Here is a 15,880-nt window from a genome sequence, read left to right as displayed (position 1 = left end):
GTTATAGATATTATGGCTAATCAACAGCATTTGAATTTAATTAGAAATATTCACGAATGGAATGAATGGCGTTTACAAAATCCTTACAGTATTCCTGATTTAAGTAATGCAGATTTACAAGGTTTAAATTTAGCTAATGTCAATCTTGGAGATGCAAATTTAAAGGGTGCAAACTTACAAGGTTGTAACTTAACTGATGCAGACTTAACGAAAGCTAATTTACATCAGGCAAATCTTAGGGAAGCAAATATTAGACGGGCAAATTGTTACAAAGCCTGTTTTACTTTTGCTAATTTAGAAAAAGCATATTTATCAGAAGCTGATTTAAGTATGGCTGAGATGGAAAGTGTTAATTGTCAACATACGGATTTTACCGAGTCATATTTGATTAAGGCTAATTTAACTAATGGCAATTTAACCCATAGTAATCTCCAAGGTGCTGTTTTGACAGAGGCGAATCTATTGGGGTGTCGTTTAGTGTCTGCTAATCTACGAGAGGCTGATTTGGGGGGAATTATTGGAACTCATACAGATTTTTATGGTGCGGATATGAGTGGAGTTTCTTTGGAAGATTGGCATATTGATGATACGACTAAATTAGATTATGTTATCTGCGATTATTGCTCTTTGAGTCCTAATAAATCGGTGAAATTCTATCAGGGTTTAACTCCCATTAATTTGAGATTAGAGTTATCTAAATCTACGGATTCATCTTCGGTTAAAAAGCAATCTAATCCTGTTTATACTGCTTCTTCGGTAAGGAAAAATTATCTTCATCAGGGTGATTCCCCTTATCTAGTGTTTAATTAACCCGATTTTACCTGCTCAGTGAGGGAGGTATTTCTAGGTTATTTTCCCTCATTAATTTTTCGTCGCTCATTATCTTTTCAGGAATACCGTCAGCGACGATTTTTCCTTTATTCATCACAATGACTCGATCGCACACTTCTAATATTAACTCTAGATCGTGGGCTGAGACTAAAATAGTTTCTGAGGAAGATTGTAGAAATTGAATTAGTTTCCTTCTTGCTTTCAAGTCTAAATTGGCACTAGGTTCATCATAGAGAATTATCTTAGGTTGCATAATTAGTACAGATGCGATCGCAACCATACATTTTTCACCGCCTGAGAGTTGATGGGGTATTCGATTAATTAAATGTTTAACACCGACAGTAGTAATGACTTGATTGAATCTTGCTTCTATTTCCGAAGATGATAAACCCAAATTTTCCGCGCCAAATATAATATCATCTTTCACAGTAGGACAAAATAGTTGATCATCTGGATTTTGAAAAACTAGACCAATTTCAGGATGAAACTTTCCCGTAATAATTGTTTTATCAAATAATTTAATTTCTCCCTGATTGAGTTTCAAAATACCACAAATAGATAAAAAAAGAGTGGTTTTTCCTGCACCATTTGCACCAATTATACCTACTTTTTCTTGATTATTAATATTTAGACATAAATTATTAAAAATTTGTTGTTGGTTATAATTAAAAGATATATTATTAATTTCTACCGCTATCATTTATTTTATTATCAAAAATGCTTAAAAACTTCTAAATAAAAGTATTAATAAGTATTAATATCAGATCATATAATCAGGTTCAATATCTAAGAACAAATATAAAATATCGAAAAATTAAAAATATGATATTATTACTGACAATAATTATTATAAATAAAATCTGCTCAATGAGGTTAAGAAAATGAGGAGATCTAATGTTAATCAATGGGATCAAATTAGGGAAGAAGTAATATTATTGTGTATCCAATGGTACGTAACAGAAAACCTTACCTATACTCAACTAAAAAAAGTTATGCAACAAAGAGGTTTTAAAATTGATCCTCGAACCATTAATTATTTAGTAAAAGAATATTCTCCCTTAGCAAAAAAAAGGGCGATGGAAACTCTGAGAAAAAAAAGAAGGGGATGGAGAATTGTACAGATTCCTTTCAATTTACGAGGTAGAAAAAAATATCTTTATAGAGCCTTAGATGCTCAGGGAAATACCCTTGATTTTATTATTACAAACATGAGAAATAAAGAAAAGGCAAGAGTTTTTTTTGAACAGACTATTTCTAAGAATTTGGAGCAGAAATCAAGTAAGATTTTATCTAAAAGACAAAGATTAAAAGTTGAAAAAAATAATTTAATTATGGGAAGTGTTTTTGTCATTATCCTAGTAATTATAGGATTTATTGTAATCAAACAAAAAGACAACAATCAAAATAATAGTAGTAATACAGCTTATGGGAGAGGATTAATTAATAATGCTTTGGAAATTTTATAATGAAGATAAAAACTTTTTAAATAAACTCTTATTTCTCAGTTTATTAATATTGCCATTTCAAACATTTTTAGGAATTTTAATTTTAGTATATATCTGTTATCAGGCATCGGTTAAAAACTGGAGTCAAATTAAACATAATTATTTAACATTTGGTTTTATTTGTCTGAGTTTACTTTTAATAGTTAGCTCTATTTTTGCATATAAATCAGGAGAGGCATGGTTAGGTATAGTCCACTTTTTACCTTTTTTCTGGGTATTTTTAAGTTTAAGAACTATTATTAAAACTTATGAGCAACTTTACATTATAATTTTGTCTTTAGTATTGAGTTCCATTATAGTTGTTCTAATTGCTATTGGAGAAATTAATTTTCACTGGGTAACAATCGATATAATATATAAATTATTTGGATGGCAATTGACAGGGGAAGGTATCCCCCCCGGCAGAGCATCTTCAGTTTTTCCTTACGCAAATCCACTAGCTTTATATTTAGCTATTACCATTATTTTATTGACTGGATTACTAATAAAAAATAGTCAAAAATACTGGTTTAATAAAATTAATTTATGTTTAGTTTTTACGATCGCACTTAACGTTTATGGTTTAATTTTGACAGGTTCTCGTAATGGTTGGATTATTGTTTTTTTGAGTTTAATTGCTTTTGCTATTTATCGTAATTGGTATTTTTTATTATCTTTGATTACTTTCTCCGGAATAATCGTTAGTTGGGCTTCTTTTGGTAATTTACCATTACAAGATTTTTGGAGAAGAATAGTACCTAATTTTTTATGGCAAAGATTTTCAGATCAAATGTATGTAAGTAGCGATCGCCCCTTAGAAACCCTAAGAACTACACAATGGAATTTTTGCTTAGACTTAATTGAAAAACATCCACTATTGGGTTGGGGTTTAAGGAATTTTACAGTTTTATATGAAGAAAAAATGGGAATTTATTTAGGACATCCCCATAACTTTTTTTTAATGATGGGAGCAGAAACAGGTTTAATTACATTGGGAGTTTTATTAGGTTTAATTGCCATAGTTTTAGCAAAAGGATTATTAATGATCAAAGAAGAAAAAATAGAACAGAATCACAACATAATTTTCTTTAGTTATTTAGTGGCTTTTGGTGCTTATATTATCTACAATTTATTTGATGTAAGTCTGTTCGACTTAAGACTAAATATCTTAGCTTGGGTTATCTTAGGGGCAATTTCAGGTATATGTGAAAACACTAACCAAAATGAACAGATAAGAATTGTAAATAAATAAAATATATCTCTTTTTTTTGAGTCTATATTAGTAATTATTGATAGTGGTGAAAATATAGCTATGGTCGTAAATCTCGCTTCGGGTTTAAGTTCGATCGCATCTTCTTCTGAGGGTCAAACTCATCTGGTTTGGGCGGAAAATTCCTTTCTCTGGTACGCACAATACGACGAAAATTCCCAGACTTGGCAGGAAGCAAGGGCGATTACCCGACTAGAAAATCAAGACATAAGCAATATTAAACTACTATATGACGATAATCTCATCGAAGAAGGAAATACAGGTGCGACACAACCCGGATTCGTAGTGACATGGCAACAGGGTAGCGATAATGACAGTGATTTTTACTATACTGCAGGAACATACAACGAACAAGGGGAATTACAATGGTTAGCTAATCCTCAAGCTATCACCTCAGATCAAGTAGGGGATTTAGAACCTACCTCTATAATTTATCAAGGAGAAGTCTTTTTAGTCGGTTCAAAGGTTAACTTCCTCAATCAAGCCAATCAGTCAATAAAAGAAGACACCGATCTATATTTCCAAAAATTCACCCTCAATGATAGTCTGTTTTACAATGGGGATGTAACTGCTCCCCTTGCCTCTTATTCTCCCCAATTGAGTCAACAAGGAGTTATCACTAATCTTATCCCCATCAATAACGCCCCGGAAACGGTTAATACTCTCAACTCTAATACAGGGCAGGGAATTGGTGCAGAAAGTGATAGCAGTGAAAGCGAATCAGAAGCCGTTGTGCCTGAATATTCTTTTGCATGGGGGGGAGGATTAGAATTTTCTGTTGACTTGCTAGAAGTTCTCAAAGCTAAAGATAATGTACCTAAAGGGATAGTCAGTAAAATTCTCACCCCTTTTATGAAGGGGGTAGAAATAGAAGTTTCCCTCAAAGGAGGTCAAAATTCTTCTTCAGCTACTATTATTGGCTCAAGTGGAGATAATCTCAACCCTTATTTATCTGTGGAAGCAAAAACCACTTTTGAAGGAAAAGAGTTCAAGAAAATTGCTACAGTAGTCGCCGCACCAGAAGCAGAAGGAGAGGAATTAGCGGAAGAATCTGCCCAAAAAGAGGTATCTGAAGCGACGGGCAATAAAGGGGAAAATGAAGACGAAGAAGGAAAGAAAGAGGGTTCTGCTTTTTCTGTTTCTTTGGGTATAGAATCGGAATGGTCTTTTAATCGAGATACTCTACTTTTAGAGGAAATTTTTGACAGCATTACTCTCACTTTTGAATTGGATTTTCCTTTAGTGAAAGTTCCTTTAGTGGATGTAAGTTTATTTGGTGATATAGGTGCTTCTTTTTATGTTCAAGCCGAGCCTTTACCTGACGGAGATTATCAACCTCCCTTCTCGGCTATTTTAGAGGTATTGGGAGGAGAAATATTCGGGGCTGGAGTTGCTTCTTTAGCAGGGGCGGTGGGAAATGCGATCGCAACTAATAGTGATGAGTCCACCATTGAAGGGGCGATAGTATGGGCTTTAGCAGAAGCAGTTTTCTCTACGGTAGCCGATGCCATTACCATTGCCAATGATTCAGATCAATTAGCTTACCAAGCTGCGATCGGATTTCCTATTGTTGAAGGTGGAATTAAATTTCAATTAGGTACGAAAAACCTTAATTTTAATGGTTCAGCAGGGGTTGAAGTGGGTTTAGTTTGGGGTATTGGCGATACTCCTAATGTACAGTTTTTGCTTTTTCCCATCGATGCAGGAATAAAAATAGGTCCGATCGTTTTTGGTATTACATTACACCCCGGTTGGACTTGGGAAGAAGGGGGAGATACCACCGAAAGTACTGGAGTTTCTAGCGAAGAAATTGATTCCACAGGCGCACAGGTGCAAGGTTCATTATTAACCATTGATTGGGGTGAAAATCTTGATCCTGATTTTGTGCCTGATGGCAGTCAGTTTGTAGTGACAGTAACAGATCAATTTGGCAATATTACCACCATTCCTGTATTTCAGGTTTTAATTGATGGCAGTATCCTACAGTTAAGATTAACAGAGATAATTCCCTTTTATGCTAATTATGATTACTCAACGGGGGATAATCCCCAACCACAACCTAATTTAATTCAAGTTAGTTATAACACTTCAGCTGATAGTAGTTTGAATCTACAAGATACTCAGGGGGAAGTAATAGACTCTTTTTCCCTGACAGTAACTAATAATACTCCAAATCAATTCAGTGCTTTTTATAGCCCCATAACAGGAAACAGTCAAAACTATTCTCGATTCAACAATGAGCTAATTCTCAACTTTGATACTCCCCTTGATACTAATGTTATCCCTGATATTAGTCGGTTTACCGTTGCAGGGGCAAATGTCGAGTCAGTTTCCGTTTCTGACAATACCCTTATTCTCAAACTAGATAAAATACCCAGTAACAATGCCATTGTTGATTATAGTAATCAATCAGGACAAGGTAATTTATTACTAACCGCTGATGGAAGTCAAATTGCCTCCTTTCAGGTTAATGGCAATGGGGAAATTAGCCAAATTACTCCTATTATCGCTGTTAACTTTACTGAAGAACTAAAAATTAACTTTATTCCTAATCCTAATCAGTTTACCCTAGAAATTCTCGATGATAATGGCAATGTCACAGAAACAATTAACATTAATCAAGTTAACTTAGTTAATGGCAATACCGTTAATTTATACTTAGCTGAAAATATTGAATCTAGTCAAGTTTACCGTCTTAGTTATATTGTCGCTACCAATCCTCGTACAGATTTACGCACCCAAGAAGGAACAGAAATCCCCTCTTTTACATTAGTTTCCAATCAAAGTAACTCTGAGGGAATCACCACAAACGAGTTAACCGCATTACAAATAATTGATCCCTACACTATCGATATTCTCGATAATAATGCCAATAACTATACTGTTACTCTTACTTCAGAAATTGGCAACCCTGAAAATACCATTAATATACAATCTATTCAAACCAATTCTCAAGGAGTGGAGTTAGTAGTTAACCATAATTTAGCCGATGATGAAAATATTGCCGTAGCCTATAACAATGAGAATCAAACCCTTAACTTTAGTAGCCTAGTAACTGCCGTTAATCCTCCCGTTATTAGTAATCAATCCATTATTGACAATATTGAAGCCGATTTAGGAGAAGATAGCACCCCAACTCTAACTTTTACCAAAACAGGGCAAATATTAATGGCTTGGGTGGCACAAACTCCCCCCTTGTCTCCCATAGCAGGTTTTGTAAATGGGGATATAATCACTCTTAATTTTGTGGAAAATTTGCAGGTTGACTCAATTCCTGATGTTAGTCAATTTACCATTTCCGATAATCAAGGCAATACTTACACCCTAGACGGTAATCCTTCTATTTTAGGTAATACCGTTACTTTTATTCTCGAAGAAACTATCCCTGAAACTACGGAATTATCTCTCAGTTATAGTCTTTTTGATGGTAATAACAACAGCAATCTTTATCTAACGGATGCTACCAATACCAAGCTATGGATTCACGAATTTAATGATTTTAGTCTTACTAATACCACTAATAGCCAAACTAACCCCATTATAATCGGTGCAGGTGCGATCGTATCTAATGTTGATGGTCAAAATATGAACCGAATTACCCTCGTTTTTGATCAAAAATTAACAGGTAATCCCACCGAAAACCAATTTACTATTAGCAATAATGGTATTGAATATTCCTTATTTAATGAACCTACCGTTAATGGTAACACCGTCACTTTAAACGTCATTCCCCCCACAGATAATAACAACTTAATTGGTATGGGGGATTTAGTCACCGTCAACTATAGTAATAGTGTCAATGGTAATCCCGTTTCTCCTCAACAACAACTAACAGGAGATAATGGCATCGTGGCAGATTTTCAAAACTTCCCCGTTATCACTGCACCTAGTCAACCCACCACCGTTGTAAAATATGGTTTTGCCCCTTCAGGAGATGCTTTATTATCTACCGCTAGTAGTATTATTGGCTCAGACGGACTTAATTTCAATCCCGTTGCCAGTTTAGATCAAAAAGGTAATAATGTAGTGGCGTGGGTTCATGCAGATATGAGTGACGTTACTACCAATTTAACCCCCGGAGAGTTTTACAGTGATGATCAAACTCAGATAATTAACGAAAGTTTAAATCAATCAGATATTTACTATTCTATCTACAACGCTCAAACTCAACAATGGTCGATCGCATCTCCGATTATATCCCAAACAGGATCAGAAGGGGAAATAGTCTTAGGGTTAGGAGAAAATAACCAACTAATCGCCGCATGGCTTAACTATACAGATGATGAAACTAACATATATTGGTCTAGTCTCAGTTATGATGATCAAGGTAATCACCTATGGAGTGAGCCTAGTTTATTATACGAAAATGCCTCCCCAGATCCTCTCACGGAATTAGAAATAGCCAACATTAACGGTAAAACAGCTATTTTCTGGACAGAAACTCAACAAGTATCCTATAGTGAATTAACCCTCGAAGCTCAACCTGCACTATATTTTCGTCTTGATGAATATAATGGCACAACCGCTAATAATCGAGGCACTTGGGGAGTAGGCGGTAACGGTGTTTATAACAATACCGTCAACTTCCGAGAAATGGGTGCGTTGGAAAACCCCACCAACAACACAGGGGATAAAAACCCATCCGTAATGTTTAACAATGGCAGTAGTTTAACCCTTGCCGAAGATTTAAGTTTCCTCAGTGGTAATTCCTTCAGTGCCGAATTGTGGTTTAAAATTGCCGATAATCCCTCAAATTCTCTCAATCTTGCCTCTATGGCGGGGTTATTTAACCTCAGTATCAATACTGCTTCTCAATTAAGCCTTAATATCAAAAATCAAACCCTAACGGGAGATGATGCCGTTACCCTCAACAGTTGGAATTATGTTGTTATCACCTATGATGGTCAAAATAACAAAGTTAACTTATATTTGAATGGACAACCTACGGTTAATAGTGACAATATCGACTTAACTTTTCCCGATAGCACTAATTTAACCCTAGCAGGAGGAGAAGACACGCTATATTTAGACGAATTTGCCTTTTACAATAGCGTTTTGAATTATAGTGATTTTACCGCTAACGATGTTAACAGTTCTAATTTAACTAGCTTAACAGGGGAACAATTAATAAATGTTATCTCTGGTGATGGCACTGACATAAAAAGTAAATATTCTGCTCAATATATTGCACCTTTACCCTCCGGCACTAATACTTATTATGCTTTTATCGATTCAGAAAATGAATCTGCACAACAGATTATCCCTAGCTATCAAGTCAAAGCCACTCAATTAGCCGACAGCAATAAACCCACATGGGATATAGTTTCTTCTGTGTCTGCTAACAGTAACGGTTATGTTTACCCCAACGGAAAAGCAGATATATACATACCCCTTAATTTAGAAAACCAACAAACTAATACCACCATCAACCAAATTACAATTACTGCCCAAAATAGTAATGGCAATACTATTACATGGAGTGTGAATAACAGTGAGGGGAATCAATTAGGGGTTGTACAAAACAACAAACTACTTAACCCTGTCAATCCTGAAGGCAACTTTAGTTATACTATCCTCAATCCCAATGTAAGTTTAGATTTATTCATTGACTCAGGTAATATTGAGCCTTCCAACTTATCTAATTTTCAATATTCCATCAATGGAAGCACTCCCCAAAGTATTAATACTGCTAATATTGATAGTGAACCTACCACCGTTGACTCTAATCAAGTTTTGGGCATCGCCACAGTTACAGAAGCCAATGATTCGAATTTAGCTTTGATTGACAGTGGTTTTATCATTAATACGGATAATCCTGCGATGGGTTATATTCTCTCTCAGGGTGACTTAAACGGAGATAATAAAATTGATGTTATTGTCGGGAATAGAGGATATACGGATAATGACGGTAATTTAATTAATAACGGCACAATTCAGATATTATTCGGGGGAGGTAATGTTTTAAATAATGCGGAAAGTAATCTCCTTACTGCTACTGATTTATCAGGGAATCCTAACGGTATTTTAATTACGGGTATTGCTGACAGAGGGGATGCAAAAAGTGATTATCCCATGAGTTTAGCTACTGGGGATATAGATGGGGATGGAAAAGAAGATTTAATAATTGGCGCACCGAATGTTAATAATGGCGATGGGGTTGTTTATGTCATCAAAGGCAGTTATCTCAGCGAAAATCAAGGGCAAATTGTCAATATCAATTCTGATAATAGTTTCTCTGATCAAAAAAATACTGCTTCTAGTAATATTGGGTTTGTCTTCAATCCTACCGTTAAAGAGGGTTATTTTGGCTATGCAGTGGCGGTGGGCAATTTTGACGAAAATAGCAGTTTAGACCTTGCTGTAGGCTCTCCGGGGGCTAACAACGGTGATGGTTTAGTGTCTATTGTCTATAACAATAATGTAGCTCAAACTTTTGCTACGGGGAGTGATGGAGAAAATCTCGGTTACAGTTTAACGGTATCCCAAGCTAATGGGAAGCAGAGTTTTTCAGGTAGTACAACAGTCGATGATTTAATCGTGGGCGCACCTAGTTATGCTAGTAGTGTATCAAATCAGTGGGTAGGGGTTGATCAACTGCCTTCAGAAAATCAAAATTTATTTCCCAATACCACATCCGCCGCTATAGGTAAGGTTTATGTTTTTGGTAATAATCAAACTACTCCTCTTTATTCTTTTACAGGCTCGATTTTACCTTCTACCAATGGCACAGCCGAAAATTCTTTCACGGGAAGTGCGATCGCATCTGATGATTGGAACTTAGACGGAGCAAGAGATTTAGCCATTTCCGCCCCGGGTTCAGATAATAGTGATGGTTTAGTTTATGTTGTCAAAGGAGGAAATCCCACTTCAGGAGATTTAGACAGCATTAGTAACTTAATTATTCTCGGTGGTTTACCCTTCTCAAAAACAGGCAGTGAAATTGCATCAGCAGGAGATGTTAATGGGGATGGTTATGAAGATTTCTTGGTAGGTGCGCCTCAAGGATTAATGGGAGTAGGACAAAATTACTTACTTTTCGGACCTTTAGATTTAGACTCTCAAGGCACATTGTTTAATCTTAACGTCACTGCTACAGATAGTAAAAAAACTTTCCTCTTAAATGGTTCACAGCCTTATCAGTTAGCAGGTTCTGCCCTCGGTGGTATTGGCGATGTTAATAATGATACTGTAGATGATTTGATGATAACTGCCCCCAACGCTCAACAATTATATGCAGTATTTGGTCATCAGTGGTTAGCAGACGATGGTAGTATCAAACTGGCGGATATTTCTGCGGATAACGGTTTTGTCATTGATGGTGATCTTTTTTCCGTTGGAGATTATACTCTAGTTTTAAGTGATAGCAATACGGCATCTCAATTTAATGTCAATGAGGGTGTACTGTTTTTGACCGATCCTAATGGTAACGTCATTTGGCAAACTGACAATACAACTCCAGCAGTTCAGGCTTTAATGCAAACCGATGGTAATTTTGTTCTTTACAGTCAAGCACAACCTCTTGATCAACCCGGTAACTCTCAATATGCTGTTTGGAATACAGACACAAATGATAATGATGGTGCATATTTGAGTTTGGCAACAGATGGTGGACTCTACATTCTTAATTCTAATAATACGGTTTTAAAAACTCTCCATTCAGGCAAAGTTAGTTCCACTTCCAATAATGCTACCTTGAAAGAAAAACAGCAAATCACAACTGATGAAGATTTAATTAATAATGCTTATCTTATTAATGGTAATGGTAAAAATGTAGTCATCTTAGGTGATATTAACGGTGACGGTTTTGCAGATGTTTATTCTGGTGGTTCAACTAATGGAGGGGTTATTATTTTTGGTAGTAGTACAGAAAATCTTTTAGATGGTAGTAGTGCCATAACTAATCTTACTCTTACCGTTGACAATAGTTTAATAGAACAGGTAGTTAATTTAGGTGATTTTAATGGTGATGGTTTACAAGATTTTGGTGTATTAACCAAGGTTAATCGCTTTTATTTACAATTAGGTTCTAGTAATCTTAGCAGTTTAGAAAACTTATCCTTCCTTAATTCTTCACTTACTTCCGTTACGGATGTTAGTTTACTTCAAGACTATAATGGTGATGGTTATGATGATCTAAGCCTTCTTGGTACTAATGGAGTTTGGACATTATATGAAGGTAACTCGTCAGGAAATCTTAACCCTAGTAGCACAACTTTTTCGGGATTAATTGGTAACTATTTGGGTGATATTAACGGCGATGGTTATGATGATATTGGTTTTGGAGATAAAAATGCCAATATAATTAGCCCCAATACTGTCGGTAATGGACAATTAAAGATTTATTTAGGAAATAATAACGGTGATCCTACTATTATTAATTCTCCTAACGCTAATATTTCTGCATCCTTGGATAATAACGGATGGAGTTTTCAGTATAGCATTAGTGATCAATCATCGAATGTAGCACCTACTTTAATAGAATTTAACGGCTATCTCTATATGCTATACAAGGCAACGGATAAAGTTAGTGGAAATAATAATACTCTCTGGATGCAAAGAAGTTCTGATGGAATTAATTGGGAAGGTTTAACTAATTTAGGAAGCAAATTTGAGACTTATTATCAACCCTCTTTAGCTATATTTGATAACACTTTGTATCTCGCTTTTACTTCTACTTCTAATGATTTGATTATAGCTAGTGCTGTCACCGATAGTTCTGGTTTAGGCTTAAATTTTAACAATGGGACTTTCTATCAAATATCTGGGCAAACTAGCAAACAAGGTCCCACTTTAGTTACTTATGACGATCGCCTTTATACTTTCTTTATCTCTGATGATAAGGAGGATAATGTACTTTATGTATCTTCTTCTAACCCTAGTAGTAGTAACAGTTGGTCAACAGATTTTACTGTACCATATGATGGTGGTGATCATGCTAGTAGCGATCGCATCGGGGCGGCAGTTTTTGAAGATAAACTATATATTGCTTTTAAATCCAGTCAAAGTAACAATCTATTCTCCACTAACTATGATGGTTCATCTTGGGCAAGTGCCAATATCGCAGGTAGTGCCAGTCAAATATCAGGACAAACAAGCCCAAATGGTCCTTCTTTGATAACTGTGGGTGATACCCTCTATATGTTTTATCAAGCTAATGACAGCGATCAAGAAATATTATACACTTATGGCAATAACTGGAGTAACATCGATCGCATCCCCTCTCAATCTTCTTCCGATCGCACTTCTCCTGCCTTTTTCAATCAAAATATTTATGTTGCCCATGTGGGTTATGGCAGTGATGACAGTATTTATGTAACTTATTCCAATGCTATTTTTGAACCCAATCAAACCCAACAACTAGGCAGTCAATTACAAGGTATTGGAGATTTTAACGGTGATGGTATTGAAGATTTTGCCGTTTTAGCTCAAGGTTACATTGCTAATTTGAATAGTCTTCAAGAAGGCGGTGTTTTTATTTATTATGGTTCTACTGACGGAAGTATTAATGATAACCCTGATGTGGTGTTAGCTACTTCTAAATCAGGAGACTTAAATAAAATATATAATTTATCCAACTTTACTGCCATTGGAGACATTAATGGCGATGGTTATGATGATGTAGCAGTATCATCTCCTACCACGAAAAGCAATGAAGGATCTATTTTTGTTGTCTTTGGCGGTTCAAGTTGGCAGTCAACCTATTCTGCAACGAATCCCTTTGATTTAAGTAGTTTGAGTAATAATCAATCAGGTAATGGTAGTAATGCTAAGGGCTTTTTAATTATGGGTTTACCCTCGTCTCAAGCAGGTATATCTCTCAGTGGAGGAGAAGATGTCAACGGCGATGGTTTTGATGATTTTACCGTAGGCGCACCGGGTAACGATGACGATTTAACTTATGTTATTTTCGGCAGTGATTTTACCCAACAAGTTAATCAAACAGGTACTATTGGGAGCGATCGCATGATTGGTACTCCCACAGGCGAAATTTTTATTGCAGGAGAGGGAAATGACAGAATTTATAGCAATGGTGGCGTTGATGTAGTTTATGGCAGTGTAGGCAATGATTTTGTTACCGTTAATGATACTTATTTTCGTCGTTTGGATGGGGGTACAGGTATTGATACCTTAAAATTTACAGGCTATAACGGACAAAATTGGGATTTAACAACCCTTTCCCCCGGTAATCGTCTGCGTAACTTTGAAATTTTAGACATCAAAGACTATGGAGAAAATACCCTAACCCTTAACTCTCTCACCGTGACTCAACTTTCATCTAACAATACCATTACAGTATTAATGGATGAAGAAGATACCCTTAATCTTAGTGCTGATTTTGTCAATGAGGGAATAATCAACCGCAATGGGGAAACCTATCAAAAATATCAAGTTGATGGTGCAACAGTTCTCATTTTAGAGAATATAGTTAAAACCACAGAATTTACTCCCCTTTCTCTCTCTCTTTACAATACTGGCGTTGATGATTCAGGCACACCTTTAAATAACGATAGTACGAGCGATCCTCATTATGAATTAATATCTGTTCCTGATGGCAGTAGTTCAGATATTCTTGTCACTAATTCAGGAGACGGCATATCTGGATGGATTTCCCCTGATAATAATAACAGTAGCTCATCGCCTCCCGGAGATTATACTTATCGTACAACTTTTAATTTACCTGATACCGTTAATGTTGATCAATTCTTTATTGATGGTGAATGGCATACTGATGATGAGGGTACAACTATTACATTGAATGGTATAGAACAGTATTTAGCTAGTAACCCTAACTATAACACTGATTTCGTTCCTTTTACTATCAATGAGGGTTTTATCACAGGAGAGAATATTTTAGAGTTTACCGTTAACAATGCAGGTACAGAGATTAATCCTACAGTTTTAAGGGTAAAATTCGATAATGCTTTTGATAGTAACATTCAATTTTCTGCTCCCTCAATTAACATTCCTCAAACAATACTCAATCCTGAAAACGTAAGTCAGGTATCATCAGACAATAATAGTGTTGTCGCCATAGACGAATCAAATAATATAACAGAAGTTTCTAGTTCTCTTTTTAGCAATACCAGTAATAATGAAGATACCGCCACTAATTTATATGTCTCTAATCCAACTGTTAACGAAGCCGATGGAGAAGTTAAATTTACTATTCAACGCACAGGTAACTTAGATAAATATGTCCAAATCCACTATGTCACTAGAGATGGAAGGGCAAAAGCAGGAAACGACTATCATCCCACTGTTGGTAAAGCTATTTTCACTCCGGGTGAAAGCAGTATTAATGTTTCTGTACCTTTAATCTTAGATGATGTCTATACTGGCACAAAAGACTTAGGTTTGCTTGTCACTCTCGAAAAAGAAAGTCATACTCCTCTGATGGATGAATTTAATATTCATGCGGATTTTAGTAATGGAATTATTAACAGTTGGCATCATATTCAAGGTGAATCTACTCATCCTTTGAGTTTAATCAATGGAGAATTAGAATTTCGGGTAACTGCCACAGAGGGGGAAGCAGAAGTAAAACTTTATTTTGACAGCAATCATGAATTTAATCGTTACTATATATTCAACACCCAAAGCCAACGTTATGAAGTATTTGACTTTAATGGCGATACGGGAGCAGAATTATTCGATGAAGATAGTGATGGTAATTATGAAGGAGTTATTTTACATCTTGAAGATGGTAGCGAACACGATTTAGATGGTGCGATAAATGGTGTTATTCTGAAACGAGGGTTTTTTGCTGGAGGTAATTCTCCTGAAACGGTTTTAAATCAACCAATGTACCGTTTTCGCAATAATAATTATGATACAGGTGCTTATCTTTACGCAGGAGAAGCAGAGAGTCAATCTATCCGAGAAAACTACCCCAATTTTGTAGAAGAAGGATTAGCTTTTTATGTTTCCACAACTCCTCAAGATGGTTTAATTACTTTTAATCGTTTTCAAAATCTCGATTATCCAGGCAGTTATCTTTATGCAGGAGATTCAGAAAGCGAGTCTATCAGAGAAAACTATCCTAACTTTGTGGAAGAAGGAATTGCTTTTTATGCTTATCCTCAAGGCTCACAAATGGCGGATGTCATTTCCCGTTTCCAAAATAATGATGTAATGGGTAGTTACCTATATACGAGCGAACCAGAAACAAATAATGTTATCAATAACTATGCTAATTTTAACCTTGAAGGTATTGCTTTTGAAGCGGTTGTAGCCTGAAATTGACTCTTGGGGGAAAAAATCATCAATTCCCCTCAGGTTATGATATATTTTGAGG

5 protein-coding genes are annotated in these 15,880 nt (G+C 35.7%); 4 read left to right on the top strand and 1 reads right to left on the bottom strand.

Features of this window, described 5'->3' with window-relative positions:
- The first annotated feature begins 12 nt into the window (after positions 1-12).
- A complete protein-coding gene (locus tag Dongsha4_RS11470; protein ID WP_330202519.1) occupies positions 13-810 on the top strand; it encodes a pentapeptide repeat-containing protein in 798 nt (265 codons plus the stop codon).
- 7 nt (positions 811-817) lie between these two features.
- Here the strand turns inward: Dongsha4_RS11470 and Dongsha4_RS11465 are convergent, their stop codons facing one another.
- On the bottom strand, positions 818-1,531 hold the full coding sequence (locus Dongsha4_RS11465; protein WP_330202518.1) for an energy-coupling factor ABC transporter ATP-binding protein: 714 nt from the start codon (positions 1,529-1,531) through the stop codon (positions 818-820).
- A gap of 181 nt (positions 1,532-1,712) precedes the next feature.
- Here Dongsha4_RS11465 and Dongsha4_RS11460 point away from each other — a divergent pair, with 181 nt between their 5' ends.
- The 3 genes from Dongsha4_RS11460 to Dongsha4_RS11450 are packed head-to-tail and all read left to right on the top strand — an operon-like array spanning position 1,713 to position 15,822.
- Entirely contained in the window at positions 1,713-2,297 is a 585-nt protein-coding gene (locus tag Dongsha4_RS11460) for a DDE-type integrase/transposase/recombinase (RefSeq protein WP_330202517.1), read from the top strand.
- Positions 2,278-3,567, top strand: coding sequence for an O-antigen ligase family protein (locus Dongsha4_RS11455; RefSeq protein ID WP_330202516.1), 1,290 nt, complete (start codon positions 2,278-2,280; stop codon positions 3,565-3,567). The genes Dongsha4_RS11460 and Dongsha4_RS11455 overlap by 20 nt, the downstream gene beginning before the upstream one ends.
- 60 nt (positions 3,568-3,627) lie before the next feature.
- The gene (locus Dongsha4_RS11450) at positions 3,628-15,822 is read left to right on the top strand and encodes a Calx-beta domain-containing protein (protein ID WP_330202515.1); all 12,195 of its coding nucleotides are present in this window, start codon (positions 3,628-3,630) and stop codon (positions 15,820-15,822) included.
- Positions 15,823-15,880 lie beyond the last annotated feature (58 nt).

It is taken from the genome of Cyanobacterium sp. Dongsha4 (assembly GCF_036345015.1).
Taxonomy (GTDB): Bacteria; Cyanobacteriota; Cyanobacteriia; order Cyanobacteriales; family Cyanobacteriaceae; genus PCC-10605.
This window is presented reverse-complemented; position numbering and strand designations above follow the sequence as displayed.

Coding starts and splice junctions, on each gene's coding strand:
- Dongsha4_RS11470 (WP_330202519.1), top strand. CDS start 13: ATGGCTAATCAACAGCATTTGAATTTAATTAGAAATATTCACGAATGG.
- Dongsha4_RS11465 (WP_330202518.1), bottom strand. CDS start 1,531: ATGATAGCGGTAGAAATTAATAATATATCTTTTAATTATAACCAACAA.
- Dongsha4_RS11460 (WP_330202517.1), top strand. CDS start 1,713: ATGAGGAGATCTAATGTTAATCAATGGGATCAAATTAGGGAAGAAGTA.
- Dongsha4_RS11455 (WP_330202516.1), top strand. CDS start 2,278: ATGCTTTGGAAATTTTATAATGAAGATAAAAACTTTTTAAATAAACTC.
- Dongsha4_RS11450 (WP_330202515.1), top strand. CDS start 3,628: ATGGTCGTAAATCTCGCTTCGGGTTTAAGTTCGATCGCATCTTCTTCT.